19 protein-coding genes and 1 pseudogene are annotated in these 17,311 nt (G+C 68.8%); 6 read left to right on the forward strand and 14 right to left on the reverse strand.

Features of this window, described 5'->3' with window-relative positions; translation table 11 throughout:
* Positions 1-6: 6 nt before the first annotated feature.
* The 5 genes from MQH10_RS09700 to MQH10_RS09720 form a co-directional block, all read right to left on the reverse strand.
* Positions 7-309 carry a putative quinol monooxygenase gene (locus MQH10_RS09700; protein ID WP_242563849.1) on the reverse strand — a complete coding sequence of 101 codons (303 nt, stop codon included), beginning with the start codon at positions 307-309 and terminating at the stop codon, positions 7-9.
* Positions 306-917: a 3-isopropylmalate dehydratase small subunit gene (gene leuD, locus MQH10_RS09705; RefSeq protein ID WP_242563850.1), complete on the reverse strand. Its 612-nt coding sequence runs from the start codon at positions 915-917 to the stop codon at positions 306-308. The genes MQH10_RS09700 and leuD overlap by 4 nt, the downstream gene beginning before the upstream one ends.
* Before the next feature lie 9 nt (positions 918-926).
* A complete protein-coding gene (locus MQH10_RS09710) occupies positions 927-1,784 on the reverse strand; it encodes a VOC family protein (RefSeq protein WP_242563851.1) in 858 nt (285 codons plus the stop codon).
* The gene (gene leuC, locus MQH10_RS09715) at positions 1,784-3,208 is read right to left on the reverse strand and encodes a 3-isopropylmalate dehydratase large subunit (protein WP_242563872.1); all 1,425 of its coding nucleotides are present in this window, start codon (positions 3,206-3,208) and stop codon (positions 1,784-1,786) included. Before leuC ends, MQH10_RS09710 begins: the two co-directional genes overlap by 1 nt.
* Positions 3,209-3,269: 61 nt before the next feature.
* Entirely contained in the window at positions 3,270-4,274 is a 1,005-nt protein-coding gene (locus MQH10_RS09720) for an NAD-dependent epimerase/dehydratase family protein (protein WP_242563852.1), read from the reverse strand.
* Positions 4,275-4,371: 97 nt separating this feature from the next.
* Between MQH10_RS09720 and MQH10_RS09725 the strand changes: the two genes are divergently transcribed.
* On the forward strand, positions 4,372-5,277 hold the full coding sequence (locus MQH10_RS09725; protein WP_242563853.1) for a LysR family transcriptional regulator: 906 nt from the start codon (positions 4,372-4,374) through the stop codon (positions 5,275-5,277).
* 191 nt (positions 5,278-5,468) lie between these two features.
* Here the strand turns inward: MQH10_RS09725 and rplS are convergent, their stop codons facing one another.
* On the reverse strand, positions 5,469-5,864 hold the full coding sequence (gene rplS / locus MQH10_RS09730) for a 50S ribosomal protein L19 (RefSeq protein WP_242563854.1): 396 nt from the start codon (positions 5,862-5,864) through the stop codon (positions 5,469-5,471).
* Positions 5,865-5,867: 3 nt separating this feature from the next.
* Positions 5,868-6,601, reverse strand: a pseudogene (gene trmD, locus MQH10_RS09735) (tRNA (guanosine(37)-N1)-methyltransferase TrmD); the annotation flags it as partial.
* Between the two features lie 127 nt (positions 6,602-6,728).
* On the opposite strand from trmD, the gene tesB reads away from it, so the two are divergent.
* Positions 6,729-7,595: an acyl-CoA thioesterase II gene (gene tesB, locus MQH10_RS09740; RefSeq protein ID WP_242563856.1), complete on the forward strand. Its 867-nt coding sequence runs from the start codon at positions 6,729-6,731 to the stop codon at positions 7,593-7,595.
* 137 nt (positions 7,596-7,732) lie between these two features.
* Here the strand turns inward: tesB and rimM are convergent, their stop codons facing one another.
* The 3 genes from rimM to ffh are packed head-to-tail and all read right to left on the reverse strand — an operon-like array spanning position 7,733 to position 10,306.
* Positions 7,733-8,236, reverse strand: coding sequence for a ribosome maturation factor RimM (gene rimM, locus MQH10_RS09745; RefSeq protein ID WP_242563857.1), 504 nt, complete (start codon positions 8,234-8,236; stop codon positions 7,733-7,735).
* Between the two features lie 27 nt (positions 8,237-8,263).
* Positions 8,264-8,746 carry a 30S ribosomal protein S16 gene (gene rpsP, locus MQH10_RS09750; RefSeq protein ID WP_242563858.1) on the reverse strand — a complete coding sequence of 161 codons (483 nt, stop codon included), beginning with the start codon at positions 8,744-8,746 and terminating at the stop codon, positions 8,264-8,266.
* A gap of 18 nt (positions 8,747-8,764) precedes the next feature.
* A complete protein-coding gene (gene ffh / locus MQH10_RS09755) occupies positions 8,765-10,306 on the reverse strand; it encodes a signal recognition particle protein (protein ID WP_242563859.1) in 1,542 nt (513 codons plus the stop codon).
* Positions 10,307-10,962: 656 nt separating this feature from the next.
* Here ffh and MQH10_RS09760 point away from each other — a divergent pair.
* Entirely contained in the window at positions 10,963-11,235 is a 273-nt protein-coding gene (locus MQH10_RS09760; RefSeq protein WP_242563860.1) for a type II toxin-antitoxin system Phd/YefM family antitoxin, read from the forward strand.
* Between the two features lie 210 nt (positions 11,236-11,445).
* Here MQH10_RS09760 and MQH10_RS09765 read toward each other — a convergent pair whose 3' ends face one another.
* The 3 genes from MQH10_RS09765 to MQH10_RS09775 form a co-directional block, all read right to left on the reverse strand.
* Positions 11,446-13,560, reverse strand: a complete 2,115-nt coding sequence (locus MQH10_RS09765) for a M3 family metallopeptidase (RefSeq protein WP_242563861.1) — start codon at positions 13,558-13,560, stop codon at positions 11,446-11,448.
* A gap of 74 nt (positions 13,561-13,634) precedes the next feature.
* Positions 13,635-14,282: a TetR/AcrR family transcriptional regulator gene (locus tag MQH10_RS09770; RefSeq protein ID WP_242563862.1), complete on the reverse strand. Its 648-nt coding sequence runs from the start codon at positions 14,280-14,282 to the stop codon at positions 13,635-13,637.
* Between the two features lie 11 nt (positions 14,283-14,293).
* Positions 14,294-14,551, reverse strand: coding sequence for a hypothetical protein (locus MQH10_RS09775; protein ID WP_242563863.1), 258 nt, complete (start codon positions 14,549-14,551; stop codon positions 14,294-14,296).
* Positions 14,552-14,802: 251 nt separating this feature from the next.
* On the opposite strand from MQH10_RS09775, the gene MQH10_RS09780 reads away from it, so the two are divergent.
* Entirely contained in the window at positions 14,803-15,654 is an 852-nt protein-coding gene (locus MQH10_RS09780; RefSeq protein ID WP_242563864.1) for a glutamate racemase, read from the forward strand.
* 25 nt (positions 15,655-15,679) lie between these two features.
* The gene (locus MQH10_RS09785; protein ID WP_242563865.1) at positions 15,680-16,207 is read left to right on the forward strand and encodes an SRPBCC family protein; all 528 of its coding nucleotides are present in this window, start codon (positions 15,680-15,682) and stop codon (positions 16,205-16,207) included.
* Here MQH10_RS09785 and MQH10_RS09790 read toward each other — a convergent pair.
* A complete protein-coding gene (locus tag MQH10_RS09790; RefSeq protein WP_242563866.1) occupies positions 16,180-16,896 on the reverse strand; it encodes a pyridoxamine 5'-phosphate oxidase family protein in 717 nt (238 codons plus the stop codon). The two genes, MQH10_RS09785 and MQH10_RS09790, sit on opposite strands and share 28 nt — an antisense overlap.
* Positions 16,897-16,989: 93 nt before the next feature.
* Between MQH10_RS09790 and MQH10_RS09795 the strand changes: the two genes are divergently transcribed.
* Positions 16,990-17,311 (forward strand): GntR family transcriptional regulator (locus MQH10_RS09795; RefSeq protein ID WP_242563867.1); only part of this gene is annotated, 322 nt, incomplete at its 3' end.

Here is a 17,311-nt window from a genome sequence, read left to right on the forward strand (position 1 = left end):
GGAAATCTAGAGCGCGCGTTCGGTGGCCGTCTCGTAGGCGAACAGGCGGCGGTCGGAAACCCCGAACTGCAGCCAGTGACTGCGCCAGGTCGCCATGTGGGGGGTCTGGAAATGGGCGTCGAGGCAGGCCTGATCGCGCCACGCCTCGAACACCCGGATCAGGCCCGGCTCGGCCACATCCTCGGCATAGGAATATTCCAGGCAGCCGTCCTCGGCCCGGCTGGCCGAGAGCATGGCCAGCATGTGCGGGCGGAAGGTCTCGAGGTTCTGCGGCGGGACGCGGACCGTGCCGGCGATGATCAGGGTCATGCGTCTTCCAGCCAGGGCCGGTCCAGCGCGCGCTTGCTCTCATAGACGTCGATGTCGACCGCCGCCTGCAGGGTCTCGCCGATGGCGTCGAGACCTTTGAGCATCTTTTCCTTGCGGTTGGCGTCGATCTGGAAGGCGAAGGTCTTGCCGGACGGGGAGACCACGGTCTGGGCCTCCAGGTCGACGGTGACCATGTGGTTGCCGCCCTTGGCCTCGTCCATCAGGGCCTCGACCTCGCCCGCCTGCAGCACCACCGGCAGGAGGCCGTTCTGGAAGCAGTTATTGTAGAAGATGTCGGCGAAGCTGGTGGCGATCACGCAGCTGATCCCGAAGTCCATCAGGGCCCAGGGGGCGTGCTCGCGCGACGAGCCGCAGCCGAAATTGTCCCCGGTGACCAGCACGCCGGCGTTCTTGAACTCCGGCCGGTTGAGCACGAAGTCGGGCTTTTCCTTGCCGTCGGCGTCGAAGCGGAAATCGTAGAACAGGCCCTTGGCCAGACCCTCGCGCTCCACGGTCTTGAGGAACTGCTTGGGGATGATCTGGTCGGTGTCGATATTGGCCAGCGGCAGGGGGGCCAGCTTGGCGTCCAGCTTGGTGAAGGCTTTCATCGATGCGCCTCAGGCGTTCTGCTGAATGAGGATGGTCGGCACGCCGGCGGCCACATTGCGGGCGGTGAACACGCGGGTGCCCGGTTTGCGGCCCACCCGGACCTCGGAGACATTGAAGCCGGCGGCGGCCAGGCGGGCCTGGGCGGCGTCGGCGTCGGCCACCCGCCAGGCCAGGCCGCCGAAGCTGTCGGGGCCGTCGCTGGAGGGCGTCTTCAGGCTGGCGGCCATCTCGACCACGGCGGAGCCGCAACGGAAGAACAGCTGGCGCACGCCCCATTGCTCGTTGGAGCGGTCCAGCCGCAGGTCGAGGCCGAGCTTCGCGCCCCAGATGGCCAGGGCCCGGTCGGCGTTCACGGTGGTGACCACCACATGGTCGAGCTCGGTGACGGTCGCGGCGGCGTCGCCGATCACCGGCGACTGGGGCCACGGCTCGCCGCTGCGGGGCGGATCGACCAGGAGGATGTTGAGCCCGCCGGTGTCGGCGGCGTTGAGCGCCGAGGTGGTCCAATAGCGCTTGCGGCCGTCGTCGTGGGTCGAGCGTGTCGGCCCGGGGACGGAGCCGCGCAGGCCCCGGCGGCCGACCAGCTTTTGCGCGGCCTCGGCGTTCTCGACCGTGAAGGCCACCGCCCAGATCCCCTCGCCGTGCTCAGCCAGGTGTTTGCGGATGGTGTCGCCGAAGGCGCCCTCGCCGTGCGGGGTGATGACGTCCAGCGCCATGTTCGGGAACTGGAACCAGGCGTGACGCGCGCCGCCGTCCCCGCCCAGCCAATTGGGCTCGCGGCCCAGCAGGGCGCGATAGTTCGCCACCGCCGCATCGAGGTCGTTCACGGCGAGCGCGACATGGTCGAGGGCGGTGATCAGGGTCATCAGAGGAAATCCCGGACGTCGGCCAGGTGGCCGGCGATGGCGGCGGCGGCGGCCATGGCCGGGCTGACCAGGTGGGTGCGGCCGCCCCGGCCCTGACGGCCCTCGAAATTGCGGTTCGAGGTCGAGGCGCAGCGTTCGCCGGGCGCCAGCTTGTCGGGGTTCATGCCGAGGCACATCGAGCAGCCCGGCTCGCGCCAGTCGAAGCCCGCGGCCTTGAAGATGGCGTCCAGCCCTTCGGACTCGGCCTGTTCCTTCACGAGGCCCGAGCCCGGCACCACCATGGCCCGCACATGCGGGGCGACCAGGCGGCCATTCAGGAAGGCGGTCTGGACGATCTGGGCGGCGGCGCGCAGGTCCTCGATCCGGCTGTTGGTGCAGGAGCCGATGAACACCACGTCGACCTTAGCGTCGCGGATCGGCTGGCCGGCGGTCAGGCCCATATAGTCGAGGGCGCGCTCGACCGAGGCCCGCTTGTCCGGGGTGGCGAAGCTGGCCGGATCCGGCACGGTGTCGGTGATGGCGATGACGTCCTCGGGGCTCGTGCCCCAGGTGACGAGCGGCGCGATCTTGGCGGCGTCCAGCCGGACCTCGCGGTCGAACACCGCGTCGTCGTCGGTGACCAGGGTCTGCCAATAGGCCTTGGCCATCTCCCAGGCCGCGCCCTTCGGCGCCGCCGGGCGGCCCATCATATAGGCGTAGGTCTTCTCGTCCGGCGCCACCAGGCCGGCGCGGGCGCCGCCCTCGATGGTCAGGTTGCAGAGCGTCATCCGCCCTTCCATGGACAGATCCCGCACGGCCTGGCCGGCGTATTCGATCACATAGCCGGTGCCGCCGGCCGTGCCGATCTCGCCGATGACGGCGAGCGCGAAGTCCTTGGCGCCGACGCCGGGGGCCGGGGTCCCGTCGATGGTGACCCGCAGGTTCTTGGCCTTCTTCTGGCGCAGGGTCTGGGTGGCGAGCACATGCTCGACCTCCGACGTGCCGATGCCGTGGGCCAGAGCCCCGAAGGCGCCATGGGTCGAGGTGTGGCTGTCGCCGCAGACAATGGTCATGCCCGGCTGGGTGCGGCCCTGCTCGGGGCCGACCACATGGACGATCCCGTTGCGGATGTCGCCCATCGGGAAGAACTCGATCCCGTTCTCTTTGACATTGCGCTCAAGGGTCTGGAGCTGGAGACGCGCCTCCTCGTCCGCCACCTTGGCGACGCCGAGCGCCTGGCCCTCGGTGGGGATGTTGTGGTCGGCCACCGCAAGGGTGCGATCGGGCCGGCGCACGGGGCGCTTGGCCGCCCGCAGGCCGGCGAAGGCCTGGGGCGTCGTCACCTCATGGATGAGGTGCAGGTCGATATAGAGGATCGCCTCGCCGTCCTGTTCAGCGACGACGTGGGCGTCCCAGATCTTGTCATAGAGGGTCTTGCCGGACATGAGGCGCATGTAGTGTCCGCAAGGGCCCGAAGTCCAGGGCCGGTTTGGGGTATTTTATGCCTCACGCCGGTATGTGGACGGGGGATTTGAGGCAACCTTGTCCCTCAAGCGTCCGGCGAAGGGCGATATCGAGGGGGGTGTGGGGCTCCTCGCCCAGTTCGGCGACGAGCTTACGGTTATCCATCACAACCTCATTGTCCCAGAGATAGCGCATCTCCAGCATCTCGCGGAGCATCTCGACCACCGGCGAGACCATGGCCATGGCGAACCAGGGCAGGGCCTGGCGCTTCAGCTTGCGCCCCGCCACGCGTTCCAGGGCCTGGAACATCTCCTCGCCGGTCACGACGTGGCCGCGGTGGTTGTAGACGGCGAAGGGCTCCAGGCTCGCCTCGCGGTCGGCCAGCCGGGCCATGGTCTCGGCCAGGTCGGGCAGATAGGCCCAGTCGTGGGCGATGTTGGCCGGCCCCGGGATCGTGACCGTGGTGAGCGGCTTGTCCTTCTTGACCCAGCCTTCGGTCAGCCAGGACGAGGCGCTGATCGGACCGAAGAAGTCGCCGGCCCGGACGACCAGGGTCCGGACGCCTTCGTCGCGCGCGGCCTGGGCCAGGCGCTTCTCCAGCGCCACCCGGATCGCGCCCTTACGGGTCTTGGGGTTCTGGGGCGAGGTCTCGGTGAAGACCGGCCAGGCGTCGGGCCCGTAATTATAGACATTGCCCGGCAGCAGGATGCGGGCGCCGCTGGCCTTGGCGGCGGCGATCACGTTCTCCATCATCGGCGGCAGCAGCCGGGCCCAGCCGGAATAGCCGGCCGGATTGCCGGCATGGACAATCAGGGTCGCGCCCTCGGCGGCCGCGATGACGTCGGCCTCCACCAGGGCGTCGCCCTTGACCCAGTCACAGGCCTCCAGCCCCGCGGCGTCGCGACGGGCGGCGACCGGGTTGCGGTTCATGGCCCGCACCCGCCAGCCATGGGCCAGCAGGGCGGCGGCCACCGCGCCGCCGATCGAACCGGTGGCGCCGATCACCAGCGCCAGGGGCGCCGTCGTCTTGGGGGATTGTTCACGCATCTGACCGTCTCCATGTCACTTGCTATGCAAACGATCCTCGTCCGGGCGGGACTTAAACGGAATTGCGGATTGGTGTGGAACAGGTATTCATAAGCGCATGAGCGATCCGGCCTGGGACCTTTTTCAAAGTCTGCATGCGGTGATGCAGGCCGGCAGCTTTTCCGGCGCCGCCCGCGCGCGCGGCCTGACCCAGCCGACCCTGGGCCGCCACATCGAGGCCCTGGAGCAGAACCTGGGCGGCCCCCTGTTCATCCGCTCCCCCCGCGGCCTGACCCCCACCGATCTCGCCCAGTCCCTGAAGCCCCACCTGGAGGAAATGGCCGCCGCCGCCGCCTCGGCCCTGCGCGACGCCTCCAGCGTGTCGGACGCCAAGGGCGGGGTGGTGCGGCTGGCGGCCAGCGACATCATGGGCGCCGAGGTGCTGCCCCAGATCCTGGCGGGGTTCGCCGAGGCCCATCCGGACATCCAGATCGAGCTGGTGCTCTCCAACAAGACCGAGGACCTGTCGCGCCGCGACGCCGACATCGCCGTGCGCATGGTGCGCCCGACCCAAGGCTCCCTGGTGGCGCGCAAGGTGGGGACCACCACGGTCGGCTTCTACGCCACGCCGGAATACATCGCCCGGCGCGGCATGCCGGCCAGCCTGGAGGAGCTCGAGACCGGCCACATGCTGATCGGCTTCGACCGCAACCGGCCGACCATCGAGTCCCTGGAGCAGATCGATATCGGCCGCGAGATCACCCGCGACATCTTCAACTTCCGCACCGACAACGACGCCGCCCAGATCGCGGCCGTGCGGGCCGGGCTCGGCATCGGGGCCATCCAGCATGCCCTGGGGCGCCGCTATGGCCTGACGCCGGTGCTGTCCAACGCCTTCGGCTTCGAGCTGGAGATCTGGGTCGCCATGCCGGAGACCCTGAAGGGCTCGCGCCGCATGCGGCTGATGTTCGACCACCTCGTCGAAGGCCTGACCCGCTTCTCGCAGGAAGACCGCAAGCGGTAGGGCCTCGGCTCGCCCGGCGCTCCCCCTCACCCCGCCCTCTCCCCGCAAGCGGGGCGAGGGTGCGCAGCTCATAGCCCTCGCCCCCTTTGGGGGAGAGGGTTGGGTGAGGGGCGATCCACGCCCTCACCGCAAACGAAAACGGCGGCCCCATCGCTGGGGTCGCCGCTGAAATTCGAACCGCCGGTGGCGATTTAGGCCTCGGGGGTGTCCTTGGCCGTGTCCTTCGACGCCATCTGGCGCTCGGCGATCCGGGCCGACTTCCCGCGGCGATCGCGCAGATAGTAGAGCTTGGCGCGACGGACGACGCCGCGACGCTTCACTTCGATGGATTCGATCATCGGCGAGTGCAGGGGGAACAGACGCTCCACGCCTTCGCCGAAGGAGATCTTGCGGACCGTGAAGCTCTCATTGATGCCGCCGCCTTGACGGGCGATGCAGACACCTTCGTAGGCCTGAACGCGCTCGCGTTCGCCTTCCTTGATCTTCACGTTGACGCGCACGGTGTCGCCGGGCTGGAAGTCCGGAGTGGTGCGCAGGGCGGCGAGGCGATCGGCCTCTTCCTTTTCCAGCTGCTGGATCACGTTCATTGGTCTGGTCCTTGGTTCACTGGGCTTTACTCGCCCTTTGCCTGTTGTTTGGCGAGGTAGGCCGCCCACAGATCGGGCCGCCGCTCCCGCGTCGTCTCTTCCCGCTGCGCCTGACGCCATTTCCGCACCAGGGCGTGATGGCCGCTCAACAGCACTTCGGGAATCTCCTGCCCCTCGAACGTCCGCGGTCGCGTGTACTGCGGGTGTTCCAGAAGACCGTCCTCGAAACTCTCTTCACTCAAGCTCTCCGCCTGGCCGAGGACGCCGGGCACGAGCCTTACGCACGCTTCGATGGTCACCATGGCCGCCGCCTCGCCACCGGCGAGCACCGCGTCACCGACGGTGACCTCTTCGAACCCCCGGGCGTCGAGCACCCGCTGGTCCACCCCTTCGAACCGCCCGGCCAGGACGATCAGTCCCGGCCCCTTGGCCCACTCCGCAACCCGCGCCTGGGTCAGGGGTCTGCCCCTGGCGCTCATATACAAAAGCGGCCGTCCCCGAGGCTCCACGCTGTCCAGCGCAGCCGCGATGACGTCCGCTCGCATCACCTGTCCAGGACCGCCACCCGCGGGGGTGTCGTCGAGGAAGCCGCGCTTATCCTTGGAAAAGCCGCGAATGTCCAGTGTTTCCAAGGTCCAGAGTCCCTGCTCGCGCCAGGCGGTTCCGATCAGGGAAACGCCGAGCGGCCCCGGGAAGGCCTCGGGGAACATGGTCAGCATGGTGACGTCGAAGGACATGGCGGGCTTTTGGACCATTGAGCGACGTTTCGCCACCACTCCAGCTAGAGTGCGTCGCCTTGCCCCTCGGCCGGCTAGGGATTAGAGCGAGCGCTTTCGCATCGCAGCAATTTTCAAGAGCCCGCTTATGGACACGCCCGAGAACCTCGTTGAAACCCTGGCCCTGGAGCGGCTGGAGGTGAATCTGTTCCGCGGCGTGAGCCCCGAGGACGGGCCCGGCCGGATCTTCGGCGGCCAGGTGATCGCCCAGTCGCTGCTGGCGGCCTATGAGACGGTCGAGGACCGGGCCTGCCACTCCCTGCACTGCTACTTCATCCGCCCGGGCGATCCGCGCGTGCCGATCGTCTTCGAGGTCGACCGCTCCCGCGACGGCGGCTCCTTCACCACCCGCCGGGTGGTGGCGATCCAGCACGGCCAGCAGATCTTCAACCTGGCCGCCTCGTTCCAGGTGGCCGAGGACGGCTTCGAGCACCAGGCGCCCATGCCCCAGGTGGCCATGCCCGAGGCCCTGCCCAGCGAGGCGGAAGCCCAGAAGGCGATCCTGGAGAAGCTGCCGGAAGAACAGCGCCGCTGGGCCTCGCGCCCCCGGCCGATCGAGATGCGGCCGGTCGACGGCTCCTCGGTGTTCGGCCGCCCCAACACCCAGCCCCGCGAGCCCGAGAGCCAGGTCTGGTTCCGCGCCAAGGCGCCGATCGGCGATGACCCGCACATGCACCAGGTGGTGCTGGCCTATGCCTCGGACATGAACCTGCTCTCGACCGCCATGCGCCCGCACGGGGTGCACTGGCAGACCAAGGGCTTCCAGTCGGCCAGCCTCGACCACGCCATGTGGTTCCACAAGCAGCCGAACTTCAACAACTGGCACCTCTACGCCCAGGACAGCCCCTCGGCCTCCGGCGGGCGCGGCTTCATCCGCGGCTCGATCTATTCCGAAGACGGCGTGCTGGTGGCCTCGGTCGCCCAGGAAGGCCTGATCCGGATGCGCAAGGATTAGGGCGGAAACCTCCCTCCCCTTCATGGGGAGGGTGGATGGCGCGAAGCGCCAGACGGGTGGGGTCTTGGGTCGACCGCCGTTCCCCACCCTGACCGCTGCGCGGTCTGTCCCTCCCCATGAAGGGGAGGGAGAGCGTGTTACTCCACCTCGTCGGGCCGCACGCAGATCAGCTTGCCCTCGGCGATCAGCACCTGCGGCACGGTCTCGCGGGTGAAGGGCAGCCACCAGCTCTGACCCTTGGGCGGCTGGATCTCCAGCAGGTCGCCGGCGCCGAAATCGTTGACGGCCTTCACATGGCCCATGGCCACGCCCTCGGGGCTCTCGACGGCGAGACCGATCAGATCGGCGAGATAGAATTCGTCCTCGTCCGGCGGGGGCAGGTCGGCGCGGTCGATGAACAGGGTCAGGCCCCGCAACGCCTCGGCCTGGTCACGGTCGGTGACCTCGGCGGCGCGGGCGATCACACCGCCCTTCACCGCGCGCGCCTGGGTGATGGTGAGCCCGTGGCTCCCATTCTCGCGCTTCAGGATCTTGTAGCGCGCAAGCGCCAGCGGATCCTCGGTGAAGGTGGTGATCCGGATCTCGCCCTTGACGCCGAAGGCGCCGGCGACCCGGGCGATCTGGAGGAGGCGGTCAGCCATGGGCGATAACCGCCTCCCTTACAGGTCTCAGCCTTCCGACGCTTCGGCGGCGGGGGCTTCTTCAGCCGGAGCTTCAGCGGCCGGGGCTTCAGCCACGGGGGCTTCTTCCACGGCGGGCTCTTCAGCCGGCGGGGGCGACGGGGCGGCGGCGGCTTCAGCGGCGGCGGCGGCCAGGTCGGCCTCGCGCTGGGCGCGTTCGGCGGCGCGTTCCTTGGCCTTCTGGCCCGGCTGACCCTTGTTCGGGTTGTTGCCGGCTTCCCACTTGGCCAGGCCCTGTTGCGACAGGAAGCGCGCGACGCGGTCGGTCGGCTGGGCGCCCTTGCCGATCCATTCCTGGATGCGCTCGACCTTCAGGGTCACGCGGTTCGGGTCGTCCTTCTTGAGGAGCGGGTTATAGGCGCCGACCTTCTCGATGAAGCGGCCGTCGCGGGGCGAGTGGCTGTCGGCGACGACGATCGAGTAGTAGGGGCGCTTCTTGGCGCCGCCACGGGCGAGACGGATCTTGAGCATGATAGTCCTTTGTAAGCTCTAGGATTTCTTGAAGGGATTGAAGCCTGGCGGAAGTCCGCCGAGGCCTGGAAGCTTGGGTCCGCCGGGACCACCGAGCCCCGGGAGATTGGGAAGGCCGCCGCCCTGCTGGGCGAGCTTGCCGAGTTCTTCGAGCTGGCTGGCGTCGGGCTGGGGCAGCTTGCCGCCGCCGAGCGCCTTGAGGCGGTCCGCGCCGCCGCCGCCGCCCATCATGCCGGCCATGCGGGCGAAGCCCTTGCCGCCGTCCTTGCTCATCATCTTGAAGGCGTCGGCCATCTGGCGATGCTGCTTCAGGAGACGATTGACCTCGGAGACCTCGACGCCGGCGCCCTTGGCGATCCGGCGCTTGCGCGAGGCGGCCAGGATGTCGGGCTTCTTGCGCTCCAGCTTGGTCATGGAGGAGATGATCGCCGCCTGGCGGTCGATCATCTTGTCCGAGACATTGGCCTCGGCCATCTGCTTCTTGATCTTCTGGACGCCCGGCAGGAAGCCCATCAGGCCTTCCATGCCGCCCATGCGCTTCATCTGGGCGAACTGCTCGGCCATCATGTCGAGGTCGAACTGGCCCTTGGCCAGCTTCTTGGCCATGGCCTCGGACTTGGCGACGTCCAGATCCTGGGTCGCCTTCTCGACCAGGGCGACGACGTCGCCCTGACCCAGGATGCGGCCGGCCACGCGGGCGGCGTCGAACACGTCGAGGCCGTCGATCTTTTCCGAGACGCCCAGGAACTTGATGGGCAGACCGGTGACCGCGCGCATGGACAGCGCCGCGCCGCCGCGGCCGTCGCCGTCGGCGCGGGTCAGCACCAGGCCGGTGAGCGGCAGGCGCTCATGGAAGGCTTTCGCGGTGCGCACCGCGTCCTGGCCGGTCAGGCTGTCGGCGACCAGCAGGGTCTCGGACGGATTGGCGATGCGGGCGATCTCGGCCGCCTCGCTCATCATCGCCTCGTCGAGCGTGGTGCGGCCGGCGGTGTCGAGGATCAGGACGTCATAGCCCTGGAGCTTGGCGGCCGACATGGCGCGCCGGGCGATGTCCGGCGCCGTCTGGCCGGCGACGATCGGCAGGCTGTCGACCTCGGCCTGCTTGGCCAGCATGGCCAGCTGCTCCATGGCGGCCGGACGGCGGGTGTCCAGCGAGGCCAGCAGGACCTTCTTGCGGTCCTTCTGGAGCTTGAGGGCGAGCTTGCCGGCGGTGGTGGTCTTGCCGGAGCCCTGCAGGCCGGCCATCAGGATCACGGTCGGCGGATTGAGCGAGAGGTTCAGGCCCTCAGCGGTCTGGCCGCCCAGCATCTCGACCAGGCCGTCATAGGTGATCTTGACCACCTGGTCGGCGGGACGCACCGAGCGGATGACGTCCTCGCCCGAGGCCCGTTCCTTGGCCTTGGCGATGAACTCGCGCACCACCGGCAGGGCGACGTCGGCCTCGAGCAGGGCCACGCGCACCTCGCGCAGGGCCTCGTCGATGTCCTTTTCGGACAGCACGCCGCGACCGGAGAGCCGGTCGAATACGGAGGACAGCCGATCTGTAAGAGCGTCGAACACTCAGCAACTCCTATGGCCCAAACGCAATCGACCCCCGTGGACGATCACGTCGACGGGGGGCCTCGCCGCCCTCGTCCCAAATAAGATATGGGGGTCGTGGCGGTGGAGGGCGCGATTGCTCTGCGCCGGAAGGGCGCGTCTATGCGCGCAAAGGGCGGAAAGGTCAAGGAAAGGGGTGGATTAGCGCCAGCCTCGAGCAAGATCACAAATCCAAGCGACGGAACCTGAGGCCATCGCGAAGCCCGCAAATCGGATCAGCCATCCACGCAGCTGGACTCCGCGCGAGGTTAGATGGTGCTTGTTCAGCGGATTGACCGCGAAAACGTCGACGCCTCCGCGAACCCGCGTTTCGAAGCACATTCTCATGAAAATGACGCCAGTCGCGATGGCGGCGATCACTCCGATGCCGACTGACGCGACGAAGAGGACGTCGTCCACCGCGCGCCACATTATGATCCGTCCTTCATCCTCATGGTCAGATGCGAGCCTGTCTCCCCGGATCAGTCAAGGACCGGCCTGCGGCCTGCCGCGCCGCGGCGACGCCGGCGGCGTCGTCCTTGAGTGATCCGGAGAGACAGGCAGACTGGCCGCCATGAGGTTTAAGGCGAGGTCCCAGCGGGCTTGACTGGTCATTTCAGGTGGTCACACCTTTCCGCATGTCCGAAACTCCAACCCTCACCGTCACGCAGTTCAAGGCGAAGTGTTCGGAAATCCTCAACCGCCTTCGCTCTGGGGAGTTGGAGCGTGTCGAGGTGACCAAACACGGCAAGGTCATAGCCGTGCTGACCCCGCCGGTAACCCAGACCACAAGCGCCGATGGGCTGTTTGGCTTCCTCAAGGATCAAGTGCGCATTCCTGAGGGAGTCGATCTTACGGACCCCGTGCTGGACGAGCCCATGCTTGCGGCACTGGGCATCCTGCACTCCTGATCCCGCAAGCCGGCTTCGTCGAGGCGATCGCCTGCTGATCCTTCAGCGCGCCAGAACCCTCGCCCCGCATCGCGGGGAGAGGGCAGGGTGAGGGGCGGCGCGGCGAGGCCGCGACGGACGCCGGAGGCGTCATGGATGGCGCTGTGACAACCCGGATGCCGAAAGAGCCCTCACCCTACCCTCTCGCAGAGCGGGAGAGGGAGAGACGCGTCAGGTCGTCGGGAAACCCTTGTCGCGCAGATAGGCCTTCACGTCCGGGTCGCGGCCGCGGAAGGCGCGGTACTGGTCGGCGGGGTCCACCGTGTTGCCGACGCTCATGATCTTGTCGTGCAGGCGCTTGGCGACCGTCTTGTCGTAAGGCCCGCCGGCCTCCTCGAAGGCCTCGAAGGCGTCGTGGTCCAGCACCTCGGACCAGAGGTAGCTGTAATAGCCCGCCGAATAGCCGTCCGAGGCGAAGATGTGCTGGAACTGCGGGGTGCGGTGGCGCATCGGCAGCTCGTCGGGCATGCCGAGCTTCTTCAGCTCCTCGCGCTCGAAAGCGTCGGGGTCGATGTCGGCGTCGCCGGCCAGGTGCAGCTTCATGTCGATCAGGGCCGAGGCCAGGTACTCGGTGACGTCGAAGCCCTGGCGGAAGGTGTGGGCCTTGGTGATCTTGGCGACCAGCTCGGCCGGGATCGGCTTGCCGGTCTTATAGTGCAGGGCGAAGCGGTTCAGCACCTCGGGCGTGGGCAGCCAGTTCTCATTGAGCTGGGAGGGGAACTCCACATAGTCCCGGGCCACGGCCGTGCCCGAGAGGGACGGATAGACCACCGCCGAGTTCAGGCCGTGCAGGGCGTGGCCGAACTCGTGGAACATGGTCTTGGCGTCGTCCCAGGAGACCAGGACCGGCTCGCCGGGCGCGCCCTTCACGAAGTTGGCGTTGTTGGAGACGATGGTGGTGACCACCCCGTCGAAGGTCGACTGGCTCCGATAGGCGTTCATCCAGGCGCCGGAGCGCTTGCCGGTCCGCGCATAGGGGTCGAAGTACCAGAGGCCGACGTGCTGGCCGGCCGCGCCCTTCACCTCCCAGACGGTGATGTCGGGATGGGCGACCGGCACGCCGGTCACGGGGTGGAAGCTGAAGCCGTAGAGCTGGCCCGCGGCCCAGTGCATGCCCTCGCGCAGCTTGTCGAGCTGCAGATAGGGCTTCACCTGGTTCATATCGAGGTCGTAGCGGGCGGCGCGGACCTTCTCGGCGTAGTAGCGATAGTCCCAGGCGGCGATCTTCACCCCGCCCTTCTCCGCATCGGCGATGGCCTGCATCTCGGCCACCTCCTGGTGGACGCGCGCGACGGCCGAGGGCCAGACCCGCATCATCAGGGCCATGGCCGCCTCCGGCGTCTTGGCCATGGCGTTCTCCACCCGCCAGTGGGCGTGGGTGGGATAGCCCAAGAGCTTGGCGCGTTCGGCGCGCAGCTTGAGGATCTTCTTGATCAGGGCGTTGTTGTCGTGGGCGTCGCCGTTGTCGCCGCGGCTGTAGAAGGTGCGCCAGACCTTCTCGCGCAGGTCGCGGCGGGCCGAATAGGTCAGGAAGGGGTCGATCGAGGAGCGGGTGTTCAGGATGGCGAACTCGCCCTTGTGGCCGCGCTCCTCGGCGGCCTGGGCGGCGGCGGCGCGCACATCGTCCGGCAAGCCGGCCAGTTCGCTCTCGACCCGCAGATAGAGGACATAGTCGGTCTCGTCGGCCAGCAGGTTCTGGTTGAAGCTGGTGAACAGGCCGGCGAGCTCCTGGTTGATCTGGGCGACGCGGGCCTTGTCCGGGCCCGACAGCTTGGCGCCGGCGCGCACGAAGCGGTTCCAGTGGAGCCAGGCCAGGCGCTGCTGCTCGGGCGTCAGGCTGGCGCGGGCGTCATAGACCGCCGCGATGCGGGCGAAGAGCGGGGCGTTCTGCAGGATGGCGTCGGAATGGGCGGCCAGCTTGGGGGCCATCTCCTTGTCGACGGCGCGCACCTCGGGCGTGGAGAGCGTTCCGCTCCAGATGCCGTAGATCGTCCCGACCCGGTCGCTCATGGCGCCGGACTTCTCCAGCGGGACCAGGGTGTTGGCGAAGGTGGGCGGCGACTTGTCGGTGACGATGGCGTCGATCTCGGCCCGCTCCTGGGCCATGGCCTCGGTGAGCGCCGGGGCGAAGTCGGCGACCTTGACCTTGTCGAAGGGCGGCACCCCGCCATAAGGCCCGGTCCAGTCCAGGGTGAGCGGATTGGCTTCGGCCGCGCCGGCGACGGCGGGCAGGAGGGGCGCGGCGGCGAAGGCCGCGGACGCGGCGAGGAAGGTGCGCCTTTTCATGGGAAACTCCGGAACGGGGACAGCCGAGCCGGACAGACTAGGCGGGCCTTGCGCCCGCGTCACCGTCCCTGATGTCAGGCGGCGGCGTTCCGGACGACCTGGATCGCCCGGGCGCAGATCGGCTGGGCCTCGGCCTCGGGCACGCCGAAGGCGACCAGGACCAGGGCGAGGACGTCGGCGGCGTGGGCCGCGCCGGCCTGGCCGCTGGTGATGTTGCGGATCGCCGCCCGGGCCGAGCCCAGCGCCAGGGCGCGGGCGGCGAGCGGGTCTATGGGGCGGAAACGGCCGGTCTCGACGCCGCGGCCGAGGATCATCTCGAAGCGGCGGACAAAGGCGCTGGGCGGGGCGGTCTGCAGCCGGTCCTGCTGGAGATTGACCCAGGTGCGGGTCGGGTCGCCGACCACTCGGCTCGCCATCAGCACGCCGAACACCGCAAATTCCTCGGCGGGGTCCTCAAGGGTCTGCAGCTGGATCTCGATCTCGAGATCCGTGGACTGGGCCAGCTCTGCGGCGACCGCCGCGACCAGCTCGGTCGTGGACTGGAAATAGTTGTAGAAGGTGCCGCGCGCGACGCCGGCGGCGCTGACGATATCCTCGATGGTGACGTTGTTGGGCCCCTTGCGGGCGATCACCTCGGACGCGGCCTCAATGATCTTCCCCCGGGTCTTGGCCCGGCGGAGTTCGGCGTTGAGCGCGCGCGCCTCGAGATTGATCTTGACCAAGCGGACGTCCGTCAGGCGGCGCGGGGCAGGTACTGTTCGACCGCCTGGGCGGTGGCCAGGGATCGGGCGTCGCCCTGCTCGCGCAGGATCTTGACCTCCTCGGCGATGGCCGAGGTGATCTCGCGATAGGCGAGCGGGGACAGGTTCAGCAGGGCCTGGGTGGAGGCCTTGGCCAGCGTCAGGACGGTCTGGAGGTCCAGATCGACGGCCATGGCCCAATTGGCGTCGGAATGGGTCTTGGCCGCCTCGGGGCGGGTGTCGTCGGACATGGTCTTCGTCTCGGAATCGGATTGTGACGCGCGGTAACGAGAGCTCGGCCTTGCGTCTCTTGCCGATCCTCGACGACCCCGGAGGCCGTCCCCATCACTTGTTGCGGTGCACATAGGTCAGAGTGACACATGTGTCAATCTGACAGTGACACCGGTGACTGTACTTTTTTACACTAGTTCACAATTCGCGGGTTCCCGGCCCGACCCCGCGCCCTCTGGCGCCGGAGCGTCACCTCGGGTAGGCGTGGCCCATGGCCATTGGCGTTTTCGATTCCGGGGTGGGGGGACTGACCGTCCACCGCAGGCTTGTGGACCGGTTTCCGCAGGCCGATTTCATCTATCTGGCCGACCAGGCCCACGCCCCCTATGGCGGCCGCCCCGGCGAGGAGATCGTCGACCTGACGCGGGCCGGCTGCGAGAGCCTGTTCGCCGCCGGCTGCGACCTGGTGGTCCTGGCCTGCAACACCGCCTCGGGCGTGGCGTTGCGCCGCCTGCAGCAGACCTGGCTGCCGGGCTACCGCAAGACCCTGGGTCGGCCGATCAATGTGCTGGGCATCATCGTGCCGACCATCGAGGCGGCCACCGGACTGCCCTGGGAGCACGAGGCCGAGCGCCGCGGCGACAAGGTCGAGAAGCTGGACGTGCTGGGCGTGTTCGCCACCCCGGCGACGGTGAAGTCACGGGTCTATGAGATCGAGATCGACAAGCGCCGCCAGGACGTGGCGGTGTTCTCAGAGCCCTGCCCCGACCTGGTCCCGCTGATCGAGGGCGGCGCCGGGGCGGTGGAGCTGGCGACGGCGGTCGAGGCCCACGTCAAGGCGATCTCCAGCCGCATCGGCCGGGCGCCGGACCGGGCGATCCTGGGCTGCACCCACTATGAGATGGTCGCCGACATGTTCCGCGCCGCGCTCAAGCCCGGCACCCCGCTGATCCATCAGCCCGGCGCCACGGCCGACGCCCTGGAGGCCTATCTGGCCAAGCACCCGGAATATGACCCCGGGACCTCGGGCCGCCGCATCTTCCTGACCACCGGCCAGGCCGGCCCGCAGAACGCCCTGGTGGAGAGCTTCTGGGGCGGGCCGCTAAGCTTCGACGCCGCCTGAGGCCGATCCGGAGGAGATCGCGGACATGAAGACCCTGACCCTCGCCCTCATCTCCGGCCTCCTGCTCGCCGGAGCGGCCCGCGCGGAGGTGACGGACACCTCGCCCGCGGGCTTCGAGACCCGCACCGTCGAGATCATCAACGCCCCGCCGGCCAAGGTGCGGGCGGCCCTCGTCGATATCGGCGCCTGGTGGAGCGGGACGCACAGCTATTCGGGCGACGCGCGAAACCTGTCTCTGGACCTGACGACCGGCTGCTTCTGCGAACGGCTGAAGGACGGCTTCGTGCGCCATATGACGGTGGTCTATGTCGACGCCAATGTCCTGCGCCTGGAAGGCGCGCTCGGCCCGCTCCAGGGGACGGGCGCCATCGGACACCTGGCCTTCAGCCTCAAGCCGGCCGCGGACGGCAAGACCAGCCTGACCGTCGGATTCGACGTCGGCGGCTACGCCCGCGGCGGTCTGGCGGAGACCTGGGCCAAGCCCGTGGACGGCGTCCTCGCCCTCCAGGCCGCCCGGCTCAAGGCCTATGCCGAGACCGGCAAGCCCGACTGAGCCGCCGCGCTCAGCACCGCATCCAACCGCGCGCCCGCCAGATAAAGCCCCAGGCTCGGCGAGACCGGTGCGCCCGCGCTCTGCACCGCGTCGGCGATGCGTTCCCCCACCACCGTCGAGATCGGGATCACCCCGCTCCAGGCGTCCCAGGCCGCGTCGGCCTCGATGCGGGCGACCCCACCGGTCTTCGCCTTGGCCACAGCCTCCTCGATCTCCATCTCGATGACGGAGGTCTGCTTCAGTTCGCTGTCGGTGGGCGGGCGCACCTCTTCGGTGCGGCCCGGATAGAGCCGGTCGAGGAAGGCGCCCAGGGCGGCGCGCCGGGCGTCGAGGCCCTCGACCAGCCGGGCCCGGCCATAGGCCATCACCGAGCGATATTGGATCGAATGGACGAAGGCCGAGCGAGCGGCGATCAGCCCGTCCAGGTGGCTGACCGTCACGCAGACCGGCAGGCCAGAGGCCTGGGCGCGGATCATCCGGCTGGCCGCCGAGCCGTGCCAATAGAGCCTGCGCCCCTCCCGCCAATAGGCCGTGGGCGTCACGAAGGGCTGGCCGTCGATCACATAGCCCACATGGGCCAGGAGGCCCGCGTCGAGCACGGCGTGGACGCTCGCCTCGTCATAGCGGGCGCGGTCGGGATAGCGGCGGACCCGGTTGCGGGGCGTTGTCGGATAGGCGGCGTCGGTCATGGCTTCATCCTTTCGGAGGCCTGTGCTAGGGCGAGAGTGGTCTGACTTCCACGTCCAATTCTGAGCCATGAGCCAGACCACTTTGGAGCCGCCATGAGCTGGGCCGAGATCTATCCCTGGGAGCCGCCCGCCCCGCCGGTGGTGCGCGGGGTCTATGGCCAGGTCCGCGCCGCCATCCTGCAGGGCGCGCTCGCGCCCGGCGCGCGCCTGCCCTCCAGCCGCGATCTCGCCGCCCGGCTCGGGGTGGCGCGGGCCAGCGTGGTCAGCGCCTATGAGCAGCTGCTGGCCGAGGGATACGCGGTCGGGCGGCCGGGCTCGGGCACCTATGTGCGGGCCGATCTGTCCGGGGTGCTGGACGCCCCCGCCGCCCCGGCGCCGTCACCGCCCGCCGCCCGGCCTGCCCGCCAAGGCCCTG

This window comes from Phenylobacterium aquaticum, from assembly GCF_022695515.1.
In the GTDB taxonomy this organism is placed as follows: domain Bacteria; phylum Pseudomonadota; class Alphaproteobacteria; order Caulobacterales; family Caulobacteraceae; genus Phenylobacterium; species Phenylobacterium aquaticum.

Excerpts from the sequence above, each read along its gene's own strand:
- MQH10_RS09790 (WP_242563866.1), bottom strand. The coding sequence starts at position 16,896 with ATGACCGACGCCGCCTATCCGACAACGCCCCGCAACCGGGTCCGCCGC.
- MQH10_RS09775 (WP_242563863.1), bottom strand. The coding sequence starts at position 14,551 with ATGTCCGACGACACCCGCCCCGAGGCGGCCAAGACCCATTCCGACGCC.
- MQH10_RS09785 (WP_242563865.1), top strand. The coding sequence starts at position 15,680 with ATGAAGACCCTGACCCTCGCCCTCATCTCCGGCCTCCTGCTCGCCGGA.
- MQH10_RS09760 (WP_242563860.1), top strand. The coding sequence starts at position 10,963 with ATGTCCGAAACTCCAACCCTCACCGTCACGCAGTTCAAGGCGAAGTGT.
- tesB (WP_242563856.1), top strand. The coding sequence starts at position 6,729 with ATGGACACGCCCGAGAACCTCGTTGAAACCCTGGCCCTGGAGCGGCTG.
- leuC (WP_242563872.1), bottom strand. The coding sequence starts at position 3,208 with ATGTCCGGCAAGACCCTCTATGACAAGATCTGGGACGCCCACGTCGTC.
- MQH10_RS09710 (WP_242563851.1), bottom strand. The coding sequence starts at position 1,784 with ATGACCCTGATCACCGCCCTCGACCATGTCGCGCTCGCCGTGAACGAC.
- MQH10_RS09780 (WP_242563864.1), top strand. The coding sequence starts at position 14,803 with ATGGCCATTGGCGTTTTCGATTCCGGGGTGGGGGGACTGACCGTCCAC.
- MQH10_RS09700 (WP_242563849.1), bottom strand. The coding sequence starts at position 309 with ATGACCCTGATCATCGCCGGCACGGTCCGCGTCCCGCCGCAGAACCTC.
- MQH10_RS09725 (WP_242563853.1), top strand. The coding sequence starts at position 4,372 with ATGAGCGATCCGGCCTGGGACCTTTTTCAAAGTCTGCATGCGGTGATG.
- rplS (WP_242563854.1), bottom strand. The coding sequence starts at position 5,864 with ATGAACGTGATCCAGCAGCTGGAAAAGGAAGAGGCCGATCGCCTCGCC.
- rpsP (WP_242563858.1), bottom strand. The coding sequence starts at position 8,746 with ATGCTCAAGATCCGTCTCGCCCGTGGCGGCGCCAAGAAGCGCCCCTAC.
- MQH10_RS09720 (WP_242563852.1), bottom strand. The coding sequence starts at position 4,274 with ATGCGTGAACAATCCCCCAAGACGACGGCGCCCCTGGCGCTGGTGATC.
- MQH10_RS09765 (WP_242563861.1), bottom strand. The coding sequence starts at position 13,560 with ATGAAAAGGCGCACCTTCCTCGCCGCGTCCGCGGCCTTCGCCGCCGCG.
- rimM (WP_242563857.1), bottom strand. The coding sequence starts at position 8,236 with ATGGCTGACCGCCTCCTCCAGATCGCCCGGGTCGCCGGCGCCTTCGGC.
- leuD (WP_242563850.1), bottom strand. The coding sequence starts at position 917 with ATGAAAGCCTTCACCAAGCTGGACGCCAAGCTGGCCCCCCTGCCGCTG.